We start from the raw sequence: 13,970 nt of genomic DNA, 5'->3' as shown, positions 1-13,970 counted from the left end.
GACTGTGCGCTACCGCCCCATTTCCCCGGCAGTCCTGGCCGACGAGCTGACCGAACGCATCGACGCGCTCACCGGGCGGCACCGGATCGCGGTCGCCGTCGACGGCGCGGCGGGTGCGACGGAAACCACAGAACTCGCCGATGCCCTGGTCGACCCGCTGCGCCTGCGCGGCCGTGCGGCCCTGCGCGTGTCGGCGCGCGACTTCCTGCGGCCCGCGTCCCTGCGCTTCGAGCACGGCCGCACCGATCCCGACGCCCGCTACGCCGACTGGCTCGACGTCGGCGCCCTCCGCCGCGAAGTGCTCGACCCGCTGGGGGAAAGCGGGTCCGGCGAGGTCCTGCCCTCGCTGTGGGACGCCGAGCGCGACCGCGCGACCCGCGCCGAGCGGGTGCCGGTCCCCGAGGGTGGGGTCGTGCTCCTCGACGGCGAGCTGCTGCTGGGCGCCGGCCTGGCCTTCGACCTGGCCGTGCACCTGTGGCTCTCCCCCGCCGCCCTGCGCCGCCGGGTGCCGGACGCCTGGGCGGTGCCGGCCTACGAGCGCTACGAGGAGGAAGTCGACCCGAGCTCCCTGGCCGATGTCGTCGTGCGCGTCGACGATCCGCGGCACCCGGCGCTCTACACGCCGTGACGCCTCAGCGGACGACGGCCACCGGGTCGCCGTCCAGCAGCCCGGACAGCCGCCCGGCCATGGTGTCCCAGCGCCAGTTCGCGGTCACCCAAGCCCGCCCCGCCTCGCCCATCCGCCGGGCGCGCACCGGGTCGGCCAGCAGGCTGGCCACGGTCTCGGCGAGCTGGCCGGTGTCCCGGCCCTCGACGACGTGCCCGGTGACCTCGTCGAGCACCGCCTCGGGCGCGCCGCCGGAGTTGCCCGCGACCACCGGCAGGCCGGTCGCCGAGGCCTCGAGGTAGACGATGCCGAGCCCTTCGACGTCGAGGCCCTTGCCCCGGGTGCGGGCCGGCATGGCGAAGACGTCGCCCGCGGCGTAGTGCGCCGGCAGTTCGGCCCACGGCACGGAGCCGGTGAGCACGACGTCGCGGTCGAGTCCCAGCTTGGTGACCAGGCCGGCGAGCGTCTTGCGGTAGGGGCCGCCGCCGACGATCAGCAGCGCCGCGTCCGGCACGCGTTCGCGGATCTTCGGCAGCGCGCGGATCAGCTGGTCCTGGCCCTTGCGCGGGACGAGCCGGGATACGCAGACGATCGTGGGGCGGTCGGACAGGCCGTGCCGGGCGCGGATTTCCGCGCGGCCCGCGGGGTCCGGTTTGTACAGCTCGGTGTCCACTCCGGACGGCAGCAGCTCCAGCCCGGCCATCGGACCGAACGCGGCGGCGAACCGGCCGCGGGTGTAGCGGCTGACGTAGGTGACGACGTCCACGGTGTCCCCGATGCGCCGCAGCGCCTGCCGCGAACCGGGGAGCATGGACCAGCCGACTTCGTGGCCGTGCGTGGACGCCACGATGCGGCGCGCGCCGGCCTGGCGCAGCGCGTGCCCCAGCAGCGCGAGCGGTGCGGCGGCCCCGAACCAGACGGCTTCGCAGTCCCGGGTCCGCATGATCTGCTTCGCCCGGCGAAGAACGTCCGGTGTGGGCAGCATCAGCGACGTCGGGTGCCGGACGACCTCGAACGGCGCCTCGGCGTCGAACTCCTCGTGCGACCCCGTCCGCGACTCCCACGACGGCGCGTAGACGACCAGGTCGTCCGCCGGCAGCCGGGTGGCCAGGGAGTTCAGGTAGTTCTGGATCCCCCCGGGCCGCGGCGGGAAGTCGTTGGTCACGAGCAGGGTCTTGAGCACGCCCCAGAGGCTAGCGGCCGCCACCTCTCTTCGTTCGGGGGTCCGGGTGGCGAAGCCCCCGGCCCGAGGCGGAGCCTCGGATGACACGGCGAAGGGGCGGCACCGCGTGTGCGGTACCGCCCCTTCCCGTGCTGCTCAGCGGGTCACGACGTCGGGCGTCGCGCTCCCGCGTACTGGCTCTGCAGCGGCGAGATCTTCACGACGTCCCCGGTGTCGGGCGCGTGGACCATCTTGCCGTCGCCGATGTACATGCCGACGTGCGAAACGGGCGAGTAGTAGAACACCAGGTCGCCCGGCTGGAGCTGGTCCCTCGGCACCGCGGCGCCGAAGGTGGACTGCTCGCGGCTCGACCGGGGCAGCGTGATGCCGGCCTGCTTGTAGGCCCACAGCATCAGGCCCGAGCAGTCGAACGTGCTCGGCCCGGTGGCACCCCAGACGTACGCGCTGCCGAGCTTGCTCAGCGCCGCGTCCAGGGCGGTCTGGGCGGCCGCGGTGGGCGCTTTGAGACCGGTGGGCGAGCCGCCGGTGTCCTTCTGGGCGGCCTTGTCGATCGCGCTCAGGCTCTTGTTGGCCGCTTTGAGCTGGTCGATCTGGTCGTTCAGCGACTTCTGCTTGGCCTTGATGTCATCGGTCAGCTTCGCCGCCGCGTCACGCGCGTCGGTCGCGCGCTTCGCCGCGTCGGAAGCCTTGTTGGCGGCATCGGTGGCCTGCCGGACGGCGCCGGTGAGGTTGCCCATCGCGCCGTTCTTCTCGGTCGCGATGACCTCCAGCGCCGAGGAGCGGTCGAGGAAGTCCTGAGTGGACGTCCCGGCCAGCAGGGCGGACAGCTTGTTCAGCTGGACACCGCTGGTGAACGACGCGCCGGCGAACTTGTCGACCTCGGTCTGGTACTTCTTCTGGTTCTCGGCCGCGACGGCGGCCTGGTCCTTCGCCGCGTTGACGTCGCCGGTGGCCTTGTCGAGCTCACCCTGCTTGGCCTTCAGGTCGTCCTGGGCCTTGAGCAGGTCTTCGTTGAGCTTTTCGGCTTGGGCCGCGAGGTCGCGGTACTTGGCCAGGGCGTCCGAACCGGTGGGCGGGGCCTGGAGGACGGGGATGGGGGCGGCGGTGGCCGACGGCTGGGCCAAGGTGACGAGGGTGATCACCGAAGCCGCGGCGAGGGCACCTGAAACCACGCGCCTTACTGGATGCGACTGCACGGTCGCGCGGGTCTCCTTTGCGTCTCGGCCGCCGAGGGGACCGGGGCGCGAAGAGGTCGGGGGTTTCCTCTTCGCCGCTGTCCCGCACCGCAGGCGAGCCGTGTTCTTCTGCAACAGGTTCAGCATGCGGTCGTGGTTCCGGTTCCCAGCTTCCCGACAAAGCTGCGTCCGGCGGCGATCTCGCGTCGCCGCCTCATCGACGGCCGGGGGCCACGAGATCTCGGACAGGTTACGAAAAGACCGCCACCGCGTCCACCACCCCGGGGGCAAAAACTCTCCGTAGTGCCGCGAAACACCATCGGACCAGCATCGGAGAAAACATGTGATGGGCGTTACACGCTGGGGTTTCTTCCGAGCCCGTTTCGACTACCTACCGTTCACCCGATCCGATCGACCACTCGGCGCGCCGACACGAAACGGGCGCGTCAGGCCGTGCGCGGCACGGGTCCTTCGACCAGCCGCAGCCGGGGCACCATCCCCGCGTCGGCGAACGCGTCCAGGGCGCGGCGCTCGGCCGCGTCCCACACGACGGCGGGCGGCGCGCCGAGCAGCACGCTCACGACGCAGTCGTGGCAGGAGATGCCGCGGACGACGCAGCGGTCGCAGTCGACCACCACGGTTTCGATGTCCGAAACCGATATGTGCGAGACGTCCACTTCGGACAGCTCGGGGGTGTCGTTCATGTGCTCCTCCTCACGTCGTGACTGACTGAGGAGGACGGTAGGCGCCGCCACCGACAATTTCCGTCGGTCACACCCGGGAAAGGCGGCTGACCAGCACCGCGGACGGCGTCGGGTGGGCACCGCCGCCCCGCACGGAGTCCGCCACCGCGCGGTCGGACGTCGCGACGACCATCGGCCGGCCCGCGGGCTCGGCCGCGACGAGGTTGCGGATCACGTCGTCGGCCAGTACCCCGCGGTCGGAGAACAGCACCCGCACGCCGCGGGGCACCGAAGCCGGCACCGACAGCACGCCCGCGCCGTCGAAGACGACGGTCACCTCGGCCGAGGTGCGCGCGGCCAGTGCGGACAGCTGGTGGATCAGCCGGTCGCGCTGGTCGGCCAGCGCCAGCTCGGGGTAGCCGGTCTTGGTGACGTTGTAGCCGTCGACGATCAGGTGCACGTTGGGCAGGGACAGATAGCGGTCCAAGGTGGACACGTCGGCGATCTTGCCGCCCTGGCCGGTGCCGGTGCTGGCGCCGCGGACCATGTCGGCGGGCCGGGCGCCGCGGGCGCCGAGGGCCAGCTCGCGGCGCAGGCCGGTGACCGCGCCGTCGATGGTGTCGATGAGCAGCCCCAGCCGCACTTCGTCGGCCTCGCGGGCCTCGCGGGCGGACTGGCGGGCGATTTCGGCGTCGGCCACCGCGCGTTCGGCGCGGGCGCGTTCGTTCGCGACGCGCTGGCGTTCGCGGTCGAGCTGGGCGGTGAGGGCGGCGATCTCCTCGGCACGGGCGGCGGACCCGCGTTCGGTCTCGGCGGACGCCGCTTCGGCCGCGTCCTTGGCCTGGCGGAGCTGGACGCCTTGCTCGCGAAGGCGCTTCAAGAGCTTCTCGACTTCGCCCTCGCGCTCGCCCCGCGCGTTCTCGGCGGCCTTCTTGGCCTCGGCGAGCTCGAGGCGCAGCTGTGTGAGTTCGCCTTCGAGGCGCTGGCTGCGGGCCAGTGCGGCGTCGCGTTCGGCGCGCAGGGCGTTTTCCTCGGCGTTCTTGGCGACGAGCCGGACCCGCCCGGTGGCGCCGGACTCGCCGAGCAGCACGGCGGCGGCCGCCGCGGCGACCGAGTCGGCCGCGTTGGGGTCGAGCGCGTCGGTGCGGTGCTCGCGCAGCCATTCGATGACGGCGGTGCGGAACTGGGACGACTCGCCGAGCGCGGTGAGCAGGGCGGCGCCGCCGAGCTTGGCCCGCTTGGCCGGGGCGAACTTGGCGACGGGCCGCAGCTGGCGGGGCACGTCGGTGGCGGGCAGCTTGGCGACGGCGGCCGCCGAGAGCTCGGCGATCCGGTCTCGGACGGGCTCGGGGAGCGCGGGCCAGGTGGCGGGCTCGGGCCGCCCCGACCCGGCGTCCTCGGCCTCCTCCGCCGGCTCGGCGCGCGACGCGACACCCGAGGGACCATCGTGGTCCCCGGGCGGCTCCGGCACGAGCGGCTGCGGGTGCATTGGTCCAGGGTAGGCCCCACCCCGGTATCGCGCGCCGCGCGCCACACGGACCGCGCCCCGACCGGGGGCTCCGCCACCCGGGACCCGAAAATGTCGGTGGTCGGCTCTAGTCTCCCGCACATGCGTTCGACCCAGGCACAGCTCGCGTTCGACGAGCTCGGAACTCCCTTGCGGGACACGACTTTCGTGGTGTTCGACCTCGAGACGACCGGGGCCGCGCCGGGGCCGTCGGGGATCACGGAGATCGGCGCGGTGAAGGTGCGCGCGGGCGAGGTGCTGGGCGAGTTCGCGACGCTCGTGAACCCCGGGATGGTGATCCCGCCGCAGATCGTGTCGCTGACGGGCATCACGCAGGCGATGGTCTACGACGCGCCGCCGATCCAGGAGGTGCTGCCGGCGTTCCTGGAGTTCATCGGCGGTGCGGTGCTGGTGGCGCACAACTCGGGGTTCGACACGTCGCACATGCGGGCGGCGTGCGAAGGGCACGGGTACGTGTGGCCGAAGCTGACGGTCGTCTGCACGGTGCGGCTGGCGCGGCGGGTGGTGCCGCGCGACGAGGTGGGCCGGTACAACCTGACGGCGCTGGCGTTGCTGTTCGGGGCGCGGACCCGGCCGACGCACCGGGCGCTCGACGACGCGCGCGCGACGGTCGACGTGCTGCACGGGCTGCTGGAGCGCGTCGGCAACCTCGGCGTCCATTCGCTCGAGGAGCTGATGGGGTACCTGCCCGAGGTCACGGTGGCCCAGCGGGCGAAGCGGCACCTGGCGGCGGACCTGCCGTCGGCGCCGGGCGTCTACCTCTTCAAGGGGCCGAAGGAGGAGGTCCTGTACGTCGGCACGGCGAAGGACCTGCGGCGGCGCGTGCGGACGTACTTCACGGGCTCGGAGGGGCGGAGCCGGATCCGCGAGATGGTCGCGCTGGCCGAGCGCGTCGACCACGTGGTGTGCGCGCACGCGCTGGAGGCTGAGGTGCGGGAGCTGCGGCTGATCGCGGCGCACCGGCCCGCCTACAACCGGCGGTCGAAGAACCGGCACCAGGGCTGGTGGATCGGCCTGACGGAGGAGGCGTTCCCGCGGCTGTCGGTGGTCCGGCTGCCGCGGCCGGGGGTGCTGGGCCCGTTCCGCAACCAGGCGGACGCGAAGGCGACGGCGGACACGCTGGCCGGGGCGTCGGGGCTGCGGACGTGCACGCAGCGGATCTCGCCCCGGACGGCGAACGGGACCCCGTGCGTGCTCGCGGAGCTGGGGCGCTGCGGAGCGCCGTGCGCGGGGCGGCAGAGCGTGGAGGCGTACGTCCCGGCGGTCGAGTCGGTGTCGGGGCTGATCGCGGGCCTCGACCCCCGTCCCCTGCACGTGGCGGCGGCCCAGGTCGAGCGCCTGGCGGAGGGCAGGCACTACGAGCAGGCGGCCCGGCACCGGGACGAGCTGGCGGGCCTGATCCGCGCACTGGGCCGGGCCCACCGGCAGACGGCGCTGGCCTCGATCGCGGAGCTGATCGCGGCGGCCCCGGACGGCAACGGCGGCTGGGAGCTGGCGGTGATCCGCTACGGCCGCCTGGCCTCGGCGGGAGTGGCCCGGCGCGGAGTGCCGCCGATGCCGGTGGTGGAGGCGCTGGTGGCCTCGGCGGAGACGGTGCTGCCGGACCCGGGCCCGCTGAACGGCGCGCCACCGGAAGAGGTGGGGGTGTTGCTGCGCTGGCTGGCCCGCCCGGGGGTCCGGCTGGTGAGGACCACGAGGCCATGGGCGGAGCCGGCGGCGGTGGCCGGGTGGCGGGGATGGCTGGACCTGGTCGCGACCGCGCATTCACTGGAGCACGTGGGGTGAGACAGGCCGGGTCGGCGACGGCAGGTGGCTCTTGCCCCGCCCCACCCCGCCCACCTGACCACGGAACTCGCGTGATCCAAACCGGAACACGAGTCATCAGGGCCGCAACTCACGTGATCCAAGCCGGAACTCGAGTGATCAGGGCCGGATCTCACGAGATCCGAGCCGGATCTCACGTGCTCAGGGCCGCAACTCACGTGATCGGGGCCGGAACTCGCGTGAGCGAAGCAGAACTCGCGTTAGCGAGGCCGGAACTCGCGTGATCCGGGCCCCAACTCGTGTGATCGGGGCCGGCTCCGACGGCACCCCCGCCAGATATGGCCGGACCCGCCGCAGACCCGGGCGGGCTGAGTCGAGCGCTGGGGCCGCCGGAACCAGTCCGGCGGGCCGAGCGGCAGCTCAGGCGACCGAGCGGTCCAAAGCGTCCAGCAGCCACGTGTGCGTGACCCCCATCGGCGCGGGCTCGCCGGTGACCTCCCCCGCCAGCTGCCAGTACCGCCGCACCCTCGCATCCCGGTCCGGCGCCGTCCGGAGGTTCAGCGTCCGGCGGAACTCCGGGGTGTCCCCCGCTCCCACCGCCGCCGCGTGCGCCGCCACGAAGTGGTCCAGCGCCGCCCCGGGCGATGGCGGATCCCCCGCGGCCACCGAAGGGAACGCCAGCTCGCACGCCGCCCCCACTTCCGCGTGAAGCGAGCCCAAATCCGCTACCCGCTCGTGGCCGGCCAGCGTGCTCGCCCGCACGTGCGCCGCCAGCGTCCGGTCCGCCGCCAGCACCACCAGCGACGCGTACGCCACCACCTGCCCCGTCGACGGCTGCTCCGGCGGCCGCGGCGCGCTGATGTCCAGGAACATGCGGGCCGTGTCCGGCGGGATCGGTCCCGTCGTCATCGGGTGCCAGAGGCGGACCAGCGCCTCGTGCGCCGAGAACCCGTCCTGCACCGCCGACAGCAGCTCGAGCCGGGCCGCCCGGTCCGCCGGCGGCGACTCCTCCACCGCGCGCAGCACCGAACGCCGCCAGGCCAGCGTCGCCACCTCGCGGTCCAGTGCCGCACGCTCGGCGGTCACCGCCTCGTCCAGCGAGCTGCGGCCCGTGAGGACGTCGGTGATCGACCGCAGCCCCAGCCCGAGCCCGCGCAGCCGCCGCACCAGGTTCAGGCGGGTGATCGCCTCCCCGTCGAACCGGCGGTGGCCGCCGACGCTGCGGGCGGGCTCCAGCAGCCCCTCGTCGCAGTAGAAGCGGATCGTGCGGACGGGCACCCCCGTCCGCCGCGCGAGGTCGCCGATGCCGAGTGTGTCTTCGGTCACCTTCCGTCGAACCTCCAGCCGGGTGGAATTCCTACGGTACGGCCATGGACACCACCAGCCTCGCCGAGGCACTGCACGCCCGCACCGCCGCGTTCGCGGAGACCGTCACCGGCGCCGACCCGGACGCCCGCGTCCCCACCTGCCCGGACTGGCCGCTGCGGGTGCTCGTCGGCCACATCGGCCAGGCCCACCGCTGGTCCGCCGACATCGTCCGGTCCGGGCCGTCGCCGGTCCCCGACCCGCTCGACGCCGACCCCGGCGCCCCGGCGACCTGGACCGACTGGCTCCGCCAGGGCGCCGACGACCTCACCAAATCCGTCCTGGACGCGGGCGAATCGCCGGTCTGGACGTTCTTCGGCGAGCAGCCGGCGAGGTTCTGGCTGCGCCGGATGCTCCACGACACCACGATCCACCACGCCGACGCGGCGCTGACCACCGGAACCACCATCGAAGTGGCCCCTGACCTCGCGGCCGACGCGATCAGCGAGTGGCTCGAGATGCTGGCCAACCCGGTCACGGCGAGCCTCCGGCCGGACTTCGCCGAGCTGTGCGGCACCGGCCAGACCCTCCAGCTCCGTGCCGGACACGGCGAAGGCTGGCTGATCACCCGCGAGCCCGGCGGCGTCCGGTGGGCCCGGGGAACGACCGCCGCCGACGTCACGCTGGCCGGCCCCGTCCAGGACCTGCTGCTCGTCCTCACCCGGCGGCGGCCCGCCGAGGACGTCACCATCACCGGTGACCGCGCCCTGGCTGACCATTGGCTGGCGCACACCGCGGCCTAGGATCGCGGGCGACACCCGCAGACGAGTCTTGGAGGACCCAGGTGATCACCGCGATCGTGTTGATCCAGGTAGAGGCGGACGCGATCCCGGACGCGGCGCAGGCGATCGCCGACATCGACGGCGTCGGCGAGGTCTACTCGTGCGCCGGGGACGTCGACCTCATCGCCACCGTCAAGGTGTCCGCGCACGAGGAGCTGGCCGACCTCATCCCCGGCCGGATCGGGAAGGTCCCGGGGGTGCTGGACACCGTCACGCACATCGCGTTCCGGTCCTACTCCCGCGCCGACACCGAGCAGGCCTTCGCGATCGGCGCCGAGGATTGAGCGAGCTCCCCGGAGAGCTGGCCGACGCCCTCGCCGCGGCGCCGGACGCCCGGGCCGCGTTCGAGGCCCTGCCGCCCTCACACCGGCGCGAATACGTCCGGTGGGTGGTGGAAGCCAAGAAGCCCGAAACGCGCGTCTCACGGGCTCAGAAGACCGTCGCCCGGCTGCGCGACAAAGCCTGAAACACGACGAAGGCCACCTCCCGGAGGAGGTGGCCTTCGTCGTGGGTGGAGCTAGTGGTCCGAGCCCTTGGCGGTCTCGACGCTCTCGATCTCACCCGGTTCGCCCTGGGTGATCGAGTGCCCGTTCCCGTGCCCGTTGCCGTGGGCCCGCTGCAGCGCGACGGTCTCCTCGGCCGGGTCCGGCGACCAGAACGTGCCCGGCACGGCCTGACCGGCCGAACCCAGCTTGTTCATCTTCTTCGGCACCGAGGCGCCCTGGTACTCGAGCGGGATCGCGTGGCCGTGGCTGTCGACGCCACCGAGCGGCTGGTGGATCTCGATGAACTCACCGTGCGGCAGCCGCTTGATGATGCCGGTCTCGACGCCGTGCTCCAGCACCTCGCGGTCGGCCCGCTGCAGGCCCAGGCAGAGCCGGTAGGTCAGGTAGTAGGCGATCGGCGGCACGATGAGCACGCCGATGCGGCCAGCCCACGTCGTCGCGTTCAGGGAGATGTCGAACTGGTCGGCGATGATGTCGTTGAAGCCCGACAGCTCGATGACCATGAAGAAGCCCAGCGCCATCGCGCCCAGCGCCGTGCGGACCGGTGCGTCCCGGGGCCGCTGGAGCAGGTTGTGGTGCGCGGTGTCCTTGGAGAGCTTCCGCTCGATGAACGGGTAGCCCAGCAGCAGGCCGAACAGGATCGGCATGCCGATCGCGCCGGGGAAGAACACCGCCGGGATCGTGTAGTTCCCGAGGTAGACCTCCCAGGCCGGCCAGATCCGGAGCATGCCGTCGGCCCAGGCCATGTACCAGTCGGGCTGCGAGCCCGCCGACACCTGCGCCGGGTTGTACGGGCCGAAGTTCCACACCGGGTTGATCTGGAACAGGCCCGACATCAGCGCCAGCACGCCGATGACCAGCGTGAAGAACGCCCCGCCCTTGAGCGCGAAGTACGGCATGATCCGGACGCCGACGACGTTGGTCTCCTTGCGGCGCACGCCCGGGAACTGCGTGTGCTTCTGGTACCAGACCAGCGCCAGGTGCGCCCCGACCAGGGCGAGCATGATGCCCGGCAGCAGCAGGATGTGCAGCGTGTACAGGCGCGGGATGATCTGGTCGCCGGGGAACTCCCCGCCGAACAGCGCCCAGTGGATCCAGGTGCCGATCACCGGCACCGACAGCACGATGCCCGAGAGCGTCGCGCGGATACCGGTACCGGAGAGCAGGTCGTCCGGCAGGGAGTAACCGAAGAAGCCCTCGAAGCAGCCCAGGATCAGCAGCAGGCCGCCGATCACCCAGTTGGCCTCACGCGGGCGCCGGAACGCGCCGGTGAAGAAGATGCGCAGCATGTGCACGGCCATGGCCGCGACGAAGATCAGCGCGGCCCAGTGGTGCAGCTGCCGCATGAACAGGCCGCCGCGCACGTCGAAGGACAGGTCGAGGGTGGTGGCGAAGGCCCGCGACATCTCCAGGCCCTGCATGTTCTTGAAGCTGCCCTGGTAGACGACCTCCTGCATGGAGGGGTCGAAGAACAGCGTCAGGTACACACCGGTCAGCAGCAGGATGATGAAGCTGTAGAGCGCGATCTCGCCCAGCAGGAACGACCAGTGGGTCGGGAACACCTTGTTCATCTGGTGCCGCAGGCCCTTGGCCAGCTTGTACCGCTGGTCGGCGTTGTCCACGGCCTGGCCCAGGTGCCGCTCCACGGCACTCGCGCCCTTGGTCGGCGTGGTGAGTGAACTCATGACTTACGCTCCCAAAAGGCCGGACCGATGGCCTCGATGAAGTCGCCTCGCGCGATCAAGTATCCCTCTTCGTCCACCGTGATCGGTAGCTGGGCCAGCGGACGGGTCGCCGGGCCGAAAATCGGCTTGGCGTAGTGGAGGGCGTCGAACTGCGACTGGTGGCACGGGCACAGGATGCGGTTGGTCCGCTGCTCGTACAGGGAGGTCGGGCAGCCGACGTGGCTGCAGATCTTCGTGTACGCGTACAGGTCGCCGAAGTTGAAGTCCTCCTGGCCGGACCGCTTGACCACCTTGGAAGCGTCGGTCGGGCGCAGGCGGATCAGCATGACCGGGTTGTCGATCCGGGTCAGCGCGGCGGCCAGCAGCTCCGGCTTGCCCTTCTCGGAGTCGCGGTACGGGAACACCGTCTCCATGGCACCGGCGTCGAGGTCCTCGGCCTTGACCAGGCTGACCTCCTCGCCCTCCTCCAGCGGCTTGCCGGTGTCGCGGCGCAGGTAGACCTTCTCGCCCGGGAAGTTCGGCTGCCAGCCGGTGTGCCAGAGCGACGCCCGGTTGTCGGTGTCCTTCCACGGGTTCTTGATGAAGGACGCCAGCGGCAGCGCCGCGGCCGCGAGGCCCAGCGCGCCGGCCCCGGCGATCGCCGAGCGCTTGATCAGCGACCGGCGGGCGATGGTGCTGCGGCTCCCGGCGTCGGCCAGGTGCGCGAGGATCGTCGCGCGGTCGACCTCGGCCGACCCCTGCCCGTCGCCGTCGTGCCGCTGCTGCACCGCGACCTCGGCGGGGACGAACTTCTTCGTGTACAGGATCACGCCGATGCCGAGGCCGAGGATGGCCAGGCCGAGCGTGATGCCGAGCATCGGGGTGTAGAGGCTGTACCAGAAGTGGCCGCTCTCGTTGTCCGGCGCCTCGTACTGCCACGGCCACCAGATGAGCGAGACGACGAAGCCGATCCCGGCCAGCGCGGACAGGCCGAACCAGAACGCGACCAGGCGCTCGGCCCGCTTCTCCGCGCGGGTGCCCTCCACGGGCCACGGGGTCGGGTACTCGACGATCTCGACGCCGTCGAGCTCGCCGCCCAGCTTCACCAGCTGGTCCCGGTCCATCTCAGCCAGCTCCGCCTCCGTCGGCGGCTTAGGCCCCTCGGCACTCATGCCTTCGATCCAATCCACAACGTCACGCCGATCAGCGCGGCGATCCCGACGATAAAGGCGATGACGCCCTCCGAAGCGGGACCGACCCCGCCGAGGCCGTTACCACCCGGGTTGTTGTTGCCGTCCGACACCGACTTCACGTAGGCGACGATGTCCTTCTTCTCCTCCGGCGACAGCTGCCGGTCGGAGAACTTCGGCATGTTCTGCGGCCCGGTGAGCATGGCCGTGTAGATCTGCTCTTCGCTGGCCGGGTCCAGGTTCGGCGCGTACTTGCCGGCGGACAGCGCGCCGCCGCGGCCGGTGAAGTTGTGGCACGAAGCGCAGTTGAGGCGGAACAGCTCGCCACCGCGGGCCGGGTCGGAGCCGCGCAGGGCCTCGCCCTTCTCGGCGGGGCGCTGGACGCCGCCGCCGTGGGCCTGGATGTACGCGCCGACCGCGTCGATCTCGGCCTCGGTCAGCTTCGGCGGCTTGCGCTCGACCTGCGCCTCCTGGCGCGAGGCGGGCATGCGGCCCGAAGAGGTCTGGAAGTACACCGCGGCGTCGCCGATGCCGATCAGGCTCGGCCCGCGGTCCTGCACGCCCTCGAGGTTCGCGCCGTGGCACGCGATGCAGGTGTTGTTGTAGACCTGCTCGCCGAGGCGCAGCTGCGCCGGCGTGCCCTGGGCCTGCGCGGTCTGCGGCTCCGGGGCGAACACGGCGTACAGGGCGCCGGCGCCCACCAGCGCGATACCGAGCGCGAGCAGGCCGGCGAACCGCCTCCGCAGCTTCGACCGCGCGCGGTAGCGGCGCTCCGAGGACTTGGTGCTGGTGGTCATCTTGCGGCAACCCTTGCTGTCAGTTCAGGCCGATGGTGAAGGTGGTGGCGGCTGGGCGGGTCTACGGAAGGAGGTAGATCACACCGAACAGGCCGACCCACACGATGTCGACGAAGTGCCAGTAGTAGGACACGACGATCGCCGACGTGGCCTGGGCGGGCGTGAACTTGCTCAGTTTCGTGCGGATGAGCAGGTACACGAAGGCGATGAGCCCGCCGATGACGTGCAGGCCGTGGAAACCGGTGGCGAGGTAGAAGACCGTGCCGAACGGCCCGGACGGGATCGTCATCCCCTCTTCGACCAGGTTGTGGTACTCGTTGGCCTGGCCGCCGACGAAGATCGCGCCCATGATCAACGTGATGATGTACCAGCGGCGGAGGCCGTAGACGTCGCCGCGCTCGGCGGCGAACACGCCGAACTGGCAGGTCAGCGAGGACAGCACGAGGATCACCGTGAACGGGATCGCGTACGCCACGTTGAGGTGGAACTCCTCGCCGTGCAGCGGCGGCGGCCACTGGCCGGACGAGTTCTGCGCCTTGACGGTGAAGAACATCGCGAACAGTCCGGCGAAGAACATCAGCTCGCTGGAAAGCCACACGATGGTGCCGACACTGACCATGTTCGGCCGGTTCAGCGAGTGGACCCGCTGACTGATGGTGGGAGCTGCCGTTGTCACGCGTCGCATTATGTCCTCTCGCACCGCCGCTCCGCCGGGTGGGTCCACGG

General features: G+C 71.8%; 14 protein-coding genes. 5 read left to right on the top strand and 9 right to left on the bottom strand.

All coding sequences use genetic code 11. The features are described from left to right. Window positions 1–4 precede the first annotated feature (4 nt). Window positions 5–628, top strand: coding sequence for a nucleoside/nucleotide kinase family protein (locus QRX60_RS24805; RefSeq protein WP_286003168.1), 624 nt, complete (start codon window positions 5–7; stop codon window positions 626–628). 4 nt (window positions 629–632) lie between these two features. On the opposite strand, the gene QRX60_RS24800 is transcribed toward QRX60_RS24805, so the two are convergent. From QRX60_RS24800 to QRX60_RS24785, 4 genes are all read right to left on the bottom strand, one after another. Then, window positions 633–1,790: a glycosyltransferase family 4 protein gene (locus QRX60_RS24800; RefSeq protein WP_286003167.1), complete on the bottom strand. Its 1,158-nt coding sequence runs from the start codon at window positions 1,788–1,790 to the stop codon at window positions 633–635. A gap of 143 nt (window positions 1,791–1,933) precedes the next feature. Beyond that, window positions 1,934–2,986 carry a C40 family peptidase gene (locus QRX60_RS24795; RefSeq protein WP_286003166.1) on the bottom strand — a complete coding sequence of 351 codons (1,053 nt, stop codon included), beginning with the start codon at window positions 2,984–2,986 and terminating at the stop codon, window positions 1,934–1,936. A 425-nt stretch (window positions 2,987–3,411) separates the two neighbouring features. Next, window positions 3,412–3,669 (bottom strand): hypothetical protein, encoded by a 258-nt coding sequence (locus QRX60_RS24790; protein WP_286003165.1) that lies wholly within the window; start codon window positions 3,667–3,669, stop codon window positions 3,412–3,414. Between the two features lie 67 nt (window positions 3,670–3,736). Further along, window positions 3,737–5,137 (bottom strand): NYN domain-containing protein, encoded by a 1,401-nt coding sequence (locus QRX60_RS24785; protein ID WP_286003164.1) that lies wholly within the window; start codon window positions 5,135–5,137, stop codon window positions 3,737–3,739. Window positions 5,138–5,257: 120 nt separating this feature from the next. On the opposite strand from QRX60_RS24785, the gene QRX60_RS24780 reads away from it, so the two are divergent. Next, complete coding sequence (locus QRX60_RS24780) at window positions 5,258–6,961, top strand: DEDD exonuclease domain-containing protein (protein ID WP_286003163.1); 1,704 nt, start codon at window positions 5,258–5,260, stop codon at window positions 6,959–6,961. A gap of 399 nt (window positions 6,962–7,360) precedes the next feature. Here the strand turns inward: QRX60_RS24780 and QRX60_RS24775 are convergent, their stop codons facing one another. After that, window positions 7,361–8,266 carry a MerR family transcriptional regulator gene (locus QRX60_RS24775; protein WP_286003162.1) on the bottom strand — a complete coding sequence of 302 codons (906 nt, stop codon included), beginning with the start codon at window positions 8,264–8,266 and terminating at the stop codon, window positions 7,361–7,363. 44 nt (window positions 8,267–8,310) lie between these two features. Between QRX60_RS24775 and QRX60_RS24770 the strand changes: the two genes are divergently transcribed. The 3 genes from QRX60_RS24770 to QRX60_RS24760 are packed head-to-tail and all read left to right on the top strand — an operon-like array spanning window position 8,311 to window position 9,553. Continuing rightward, the gene (locus tag QRX60_RS24770; RefSeq protein WP_286003161.1) at window positions 8,311–9,048 is read left to right on the top strand and encodes a maleylpyruvate isomerase family mycothiol-dependent enzyme; all 738 of its coding nucleotides are present in this window, start codon (window positions 8,311–8,313) and stop codon (window positions 9,046–9,048) included. A gap of 41 nt (window positions 9,049–9,089) precedes the next feature. Continuing rightward, a complete protein-coding gene (locus QRX60_RS24765) occupies window positions 9,090–9,371 on the top strand; it encodes an Lrp/AsnC family transcriptional regulator (RefSeq protein ID WP_284750247.1) in 282 nt (93 codons plus the stop codon). Continuing rightward, window positions 9,368–9,553, top strand: coding sequence for a YdeI/OmpD-associated family protein (locus QRX60_RS24760; RefSeq protein ID WP_286003160.1), 186 nt, complete (start codon window positions 9,368–9,370; stop codon window positions 9,551–9,553). Before QRX60_RS24765 ends, QRX60_RS24760 begins: the two co-directional genes overlap by 4 nt. Window positions 9,554–9,604: 51 nt before the next feature. Here QRX60_RS24760 and qcrB read toward each other — a convergent pair whose 3' ends face one another. From qcrB to ctaE, 4 genes are all read right to left on the bottom strand, one after another. After that, the gene (gene qcrB, locus QRX60_RS24755) at window positions 9,605–11,278 is read right to left on the bottom strand and encodes a cytochrome bc1 complex cytochrome b subunit (protein ID WP_286003159.1); all 1,674 of its coding nucleotides are present in this window, start codon (window positions 11,276–11,278) and stop codon (window positions 9,605–9,607) included. Further along, window positions 11,275–12,429: a cytochrome bc1 complex Rieske iron-sulfur subunit gene (gene qcrA / locus QRX60_RS24750; protein WP_286003158.1), complete on the bottom strand. Its 1,155-nt coding sequence runs from the start codon at window positions 12,427–12,429 to the stop codon at window positions 11,275–11,277. The genes qcrB and qcrA overlap by 4 nt, the downstream gene beginning before the upstream one ends. Next, on the bottom strand, window positions 12,426–13,244 hold the full coding sequence (qcrC, locus tag QRX60_RS24745; protein ID WP_286003157.1) for a cytochrome bc1 complex diheme cytochrome c subunit: 819 nt from the start codon (window positions 13,242–13,244) through the stop codon (window positions 12,426–12,428). Before qcrC ends, qcrA begins: the two co-directional genes overlap by 4 nt. Window positions 13,245–13,305: 61 nt before the next feature. Beyond that, complete coding sequence (ctaE, locus tag QRX60_RS24740; protein WP_086681061.1) at window positions 13,306–13,929, bottom strand: aa3-type cytochrome oxidase subunit III; 624 nt, start codon at window positions 13,927–13,929, stop codon at window positions 13,306–13,308. Window positions 13,930–13,970: the final 41 nt, after the last annotated feature.

Source organism: Amycolatopsis mongoliensis, from assembly GCF_030285665.1.
In the GTDB taxonomy this organism is placed as follows: Bacteria; Actinomycetota; Actinomycetes; order Mycobacteriales; family Pseudonocardiaceae; genus Amycolatopsis; species Amycolatopsis mongoliensis.
Note: the sequence above shows the minus strand (reverse complement) of the source record. Positions and strands in the feature narration are given on the sequence as shown.